This is a genomic window from Nonomuraea sp. NPDC001684, assembly GCF_053596515.1.
This window is the reverse complement of record NZ_JBSFGJ010000575.1, coordinates 1-5137: the sequence shown is the minus strand read 5'-3', so window position 1 is coordinate 5137 and position 5137 is coordinate 1. Positions and strand designations below refer to the sequence as shown.

At 71.8% G+C, this 5137-nt stretch carries 6 protein-coding genes; all 6 read right to left on the bottom strand.

The genetic code is table 11. From position 1 onward, the window contains the following. Positions 1-361, bottom strand: a 361-nt coding sequence (rbsD, locus tag ACWCSD_RS47510) for a D-ribose pyranase (protein WP_449925563.1), incomplete at its 3' end; no start/stop codon positions are given. Beyond that, entirely contained in the window at positions 358-1302 is a 945-nt protein-coding gene (locus ACWCSD_RS47505) for a substrate-binding domain-containing protein (protein WP_358291739.1), read from the bottom strand. The genes ACWCSD_RS47505 and rbsD, both read right to left, overlap by 4 nt. Positions 1303-1320: 18 nt before the next feature. Further along, the gene (locus tag ACWCSD_RS47500; RefSeq protein WP_352320688.1) at positions 1321-2298 is read right to left on the bottom strand and encodes an ABC transporter permease; all 978 of its coding nucleotides are present in this window, start codon (positions 2296-2298) and stop codon (positions 1321-1323) included. After that, positions 2288-3790 (bottom strand): sugar ABC transporter ATP-binding protein, encoded by a 1503-nt coding sequence (locus ACWCSD_RS47495; RefSeq protein WP_449925559.1) that lies wholly within the window; start codon positions 3788-3790, stop codon positions 2288-2290. The genes ACWCSD_RS47500 and ACWCSD_RS47495 overlap by 11 nt, the downstream gene beginning before the upstream one ends. Beyond that, positions 3787-4794 carry a LacI family DNA-binding transcriptional regulator gene (locus tag ACWCSD_RS47490; protein ID WP_449925556.1) on the bottom strand — a complete coding sequence of 336 codons (1008 nt, stop codon included), beginning with the start codon at positions 4792-4794 and terminating at the stop codon, positions 3787-3789. The genes ACWCSD_RS47495 and ACWCSD_RS47490 overlap by 4 nt, the downstream gene beginning before the upstream one ends. Before the next feature lie 164 nt (positions 4795-4958). After that, positions 4959-5137, bottom strand: a 179-nt coding sequence (locus tag ACWCSD_RS47485) for a golvesin C-terminal-like domain-containing protein (RefSeq protein ID WP_449925566.1), incomplete at its 5' end; no start/stop codon positions are given.

Here is a 5137-nt window from a genome sequence, read left to right as displayed (position 1 = left end):
CGTTCGCGTACGGCGTGGCCTCCCCGGTGCGGACGGCCAGCCGCACCCCCGCCGACAGCCGCTTCAGCTCCTCGTGCGGCACGTACGCCAGCCCCGGCAGCCGGGCGGCGAGCAGCTCGGCGCAGCCGGGGTTGCCCGCGCGCACCTCCTCGGCCGCCGTGGCCCCCTCGACGACGAGCTCGGCGAGCAGCCCGCCGAGCACGTCGGCGAAGGCCGGGATGCCCGGCAGGAAGGCCAGGTCGACGACCCGAACGCCGGGCGGCACGGGCATCCCGCTGTCACAGACCAGCACCTGGTCGGTGTGGCCGAGCCGGGCCATGGCCCCCGCCAGCTCGGCGTTCAGAATCCCCGCGCGTTTCACTGGAAGTCCGCGACGTTCTCCTTGGTCGCCACCTTGACGGGCACGGCCACCGTCTTGTCGATGGTCTCGCCCTTGGCGGCCTTGACCGCGGCCTGCACCGCCTGCTGGCCGAGCAGCGACGGCTGCTGGGCGACGCTGGCGGCCAGCGTGCCCGCCTGCACCGCCTTCAGGCCGTCGGGGGTGCCGTCGAAGCCGACGACCTTGACCTGCTGGCCCGCCTTGGCGCCCAGCGCCTTGATCGCGCCCAGCGCCATCTCGTCGTTCTCGGCGAAGACGCCGGTGATGCCGGGGTTCGACTGGAGCATGTTGGTCATGACGTCCAGGCCCTTGGTGCGGTCGAAGTCGGCCGGCTGCTTGGCCACGACCTTGATGTTCGGGTACGCGGCGATGCCCTCGGCGAAGCCCTGGCCCCGGTCGCGCGAGGCGGACGTGCCCGCCGTGCCCTGCAGCACGACCACGCTGCCCTTTTCGCCCAGCTGCTTGGCCAGCTCCTGAGCGGCCAGCTTGCCGCCGGCCACGTTGTCGGAGGCCACGGTCTGGGCCACCTCCGCGCCGTTGACGCCGCGGTCGGCCGCGATCACCGGGATCTTGACCCGGTCCGCCGCCTTGACCGCCGGGGCCGCCGCGTCGGAGTCCACCGGGTTGACGATGATCGCCTTCATGTTCTGGCTGGTGAAGTTCTGGACCTGGTTCACCTGCTGGGAGGCGTCGTTCTGGGCGTCGGTGACGGTCAGCGTGACGCCCTCCTTCTTGGCCTCCGCCTCCGCGCCGCTGCGCAGCTGCACGAAGTAGGGGTTGTTCAGGGTCGACACCGACATGCCGATCTTGATGTCCCCGCCCCCCGAGGACGTGCCACCGGAGCCCCCGTCGCCGGAGGAGCCGCAGGCGGCCAGGCCGAGCGTGAGCGCGGCGCCGGCCATGACAATCGCGGGAATCCGCATGATCTTTACTTCCTTTTCCTAGTTCGTTCCCCTGCGCCGCAGGGTGTCGACGAGGACCGCGAGCGCGATCACCACGCCGATCACGACCTGCTGCCAGAACGCCGAGACGGACAGCAGGTTCAGCCCGTTGCGCAGCACGGCGAGGATGAGCGCGCCGACGAAGGTGCCGAGCGCCCTGCCCTTGCCGCCGGACAGGCTCGCGCCGCCGATGACGACGGCCGCGATCGCGTCCAGTTCGTAGCCCGCCGCGGCCTGCGGCTGGGCCGAGGCCAGCCGGCTGGCCAGGACGATGCCGGCCACCGCCGCGAAGGCGCCGGACAGCGCGTACGTGATGAGCTTCTGCCGGTTGACCTTGATGCCGGACAGCCGGGCGGCCTCCTCGTTGCCGCCGATGGCGTACATGGCCCGGCCCGGGTACGTGCGGTTGAGCACCACGGCCGCGATCACGCCCATGACCAGCATCACCAGCACCGGGATCGGCAGGTAGTCGCCGAGCGTGTCGCCCAGGTGCGAGACCGAGTCGGGCATCGCGATCGGGCTGCCCTGCGAGATGACCAGCGCCAGACCGCGGGCGATGCCCAGCATGGCCAGCGTGGCGATGAACGGCGGCAGCTTGCCGTACGCGATCAGGGCGGCGTTGACCAGGCCGCACACGACGCCTACGGCCAGCGAGACCACGACGGCGACCGGCCACGGCAGCCCGGCGCTGGTGGCCGTCCAGGCCAGCACGATCGCCGACAGCGCGGCGACCGAGCCGACGGACAGGTCGATGCCGCCGGTGACGATCACGAACGTCGCGCCGAAGGCCAGGATCGCGGTGACGGCCGCCTGGACGCCGACGTTGAGCAGGTTCGTCACGCTGAGGAAGTCGGAGGACAACAACGACAGCGCCACGACCAGCACGACGAGCGCGGCGAGCGCGCCGTTCTCGGCGAACCAGGCCGCGGCGGGCGACCGGCGGCCGGTGAGCTTGTTCGGAACGGTGCTACTTGGCACGGGGACCCTCCACATCCGTGACCGCGAGGGCCATGACGTCGTCTTGCGTGGCCCCGGCCGCGGGCAGCTCGCCGACGAGCCTGCCGCGGGCCATGACCAGAATGCGGTCGCTCATGCCGAGCACCTCCGGCAGATCGCTGGAGATCATGAGCACGGCGTGCCCGGAGGCGGTGAGCGCGTTGATGAGCTGGTAGATCTCGACCTTGGCCCCGACGTCGATGCCGCGGGTGGGCTCGTCGAGGATGAGCACGCCCGCGTCGGCGACCAGCCACTTGCCGATGACGACCTTCTGCTGGTTGCCGCCGGACAGCGTGCGGACCTCCTGGTCCAGGCCGGTCATCCGGATGCCGAGCTGCTCGGCCACCTTCCCGGCGGCCTTCCGCTGGCCGGCGCGGTCGACGAAGCCGGCGCGGGTGGCGGCGCGCATGGTGACCAGGCCCAGGTTCTCGGCGACGTCCGCGCCGAGCACCAGGCCCTGGCCCTTGCGGTCCTCGGGGACCAGGCCGAGCCCGGCCTCCATGGCGGCGTGCACGTCGCCGGGCGCCAGGCGGGTGCCGCGGACGACCACCTCGCCGGTGTCGTAGCGGTCGGCGCCGAAGACGGCCCGCGCGACCTCGGTGCGGCCGGCGCCGACCAGCCCGGCGACCCCGACCACCTCGCCCGCGCGCACCTCGAACGAGACGTCGTCGAAGACGCCCCTGCGGCCGAGGCCGGAGACCTTGAGCAGGGCCTCGCCGCGCTCGGCGGCCTGCCGCGGGAACTGCTGGTCGATCGGGCGGCCCACCATGAGCCTGACCAGCTCGTCCTGGGCGGTGTCTGCCGGGATCTCGGTGACGGACCTGCCGTCGCGCAGCACGGTCACCCGGTCGCCGATCTCGGCGATCTCCTCCAGGTGGTGGGTGATGAACACGATCGAGACGCCCTCGTCGCGGAGCTGGCGGACGATCGTGAACAGCTTGGCGACCTCGCCGGAGGTGAGCACGGCGGTGGGCTCGTCCATGATGAGCACGCGGGCGTCGAGCGCGAGCGCCTTGGCGATCTCCACCATCTGCATGCGGGCGATGCCGAGCCGGGAGATCGGCGTCGTCGGGTCGACGTCCACGCCGACGCGGTCGAGCAGCGCCTTGGCCTGCCGTTCCATGCGCTTCTTGTCCACCAGCCCGAAGCGGCGCGGCGGGCGGCCGAGCGCCAGGTTCTCCGCGACGGTGAGCTGGGGGACCAGGTTGAACTCCTGGTAGATGGTGGCGATGCCAAGCCGCTGGGCGTCGCCCGCCGACCGGATGTCCACCGGCTGCCCGTCAATGGTGACGCGCCCGCCGTCCGGCCGGTACGCGCCCGAAAGGATCTTGATCAGCGTGCTCTTGCCCGCGCCGTTCTCGCCGAGCAGGACGTGCACCTCGCCGGCGCGCAGGCTCAGATCGACGCCGTCGAGTGCCACGACGCCGGGGAAGACCTTGCGCAGGCCCTCGGCCTTGAGTATCTCCGCGGTCACTCCATGATCCCTTTCCGCTCGCATGATCGGCGAATCACCAGGCGCGCCGGCAGGACGTGCGAGTCGGCCGCCTGCCCGCTCTGGATCCGGCCGATCACGAGCCGCACGGCCAGGCGCCCCATCTCGGCCGTCGGCTGGGCGATGGCGGTGATCGGCGGGGCGGTGTGCTTGAACCAGGTCACGTCGTCGAAGGAGGCGACGCCCACGTCGGCGGGGATGCGCAGGCCCCTGGCCTGGATCTCCTCCAGACCGCCGAGCGTCATCAGGTTGTCGCCGAAGAAGATCGCCTCGGGCGGCTCGGGCAGGTCGAGCAGCTCGGCGGTGATGCGCCGGCCGCTGCCCTCGCGGAAGTCGCCGGGGCGCACGTACTCGGGGCGCACCTCCAGGCCCTCGGCGGCCATCGCGGCGGCGAAGGCGGCCGTGCGCTCGCGGCCGGTGGACAGGGTGGCCGGGCCGGAGGCCAGCGCGATCCGCCGGTGGCCCTGCTCGCGCAGGTGGCGGACCAGCTCGGCGATGGCGGCGGCGCCGTCGGAACGCACGGAGGGCACGTCGAGCCCGGAGATCGTGCGGTCGAGGAACACCACCGGGCGGCCGGCCTCGGCCAGCTGCTGCACCAGCGGGGTGACCTCGGCGGTCGGGCAGATCAGCAGCCCGTCGACGCGCTGCTCCAGCAGCGTGCGCACGTAGTGGTCCTGCTGGTCGGCGCGCTCGTCGGCGTTGCCCATGACGACCGTGAAGCCCTCGCGCCTGGCCTCGTCCTCGACGCTCCTGGCCAGCTCGGTGAAGAACGGGTTCAGGACGTCGCCGATGATCAGGCCGATCGTCCTGGTCGCGGTGGTGCGCAGGGAGCGGGCGACGGCGTTCGGCACGTAGTTGAGCGCGCTCATCGCGTCGTAAACTCGCCGCCGGGTCTCCTCGTTGACCGAGGGGTTGTCGTTGAGCACGCGGGAGACCGTGGCGACGGAGACACCGGCCTGCGCGGCGACGTCCTTGATCCTTGCCATCGTTCCTCCGTGTAATCGATTACACGGCAGCTTATGAAATCGATTACATGATTGGCAAAGTGAAATGGCTCACACCCCCGGGGGAGAGGGTGTGAGCCGGCTTTCGATGACTCGGGCCTTCCGGACCTGCCCGGACCGCGCCCGGACCGCCGGGCCCGGGCCCGTCAGACCTTGCTGATGCGGACCGCGTCGGCGATGACGAGGCCCGTGCCGGCCGTCCACCGGCTGACGCCGACGACGTTGTAGGTGCCGGCGTTCAGCGAGAAGGTGCCGATGCTGCGCCAGCCTCCGCCGCCGGAGCGCTGGTCCACGTAGACGGTCTGGTTGCCGCCCGAGGCCGCCA

Bases quoted from the DNA above. Each gene is read 5' to 3' on its own strand.
- ACWCSD_RS47490 (WP_449925556.1), bottom strand. From the start codon at position 4,794: ATGGCAAGGATCAAGGACGTCGCCGCGCAGGCCGGTGTCTCCGTCGCC.
- ACWCSD_RS47505 (WP_358291739.1), bottom strand. From the start codon at position 1,302: ATGCGGATTCCCGCGATTGTCATGGCCGGCGCCGCGCTCACGCTCGGC.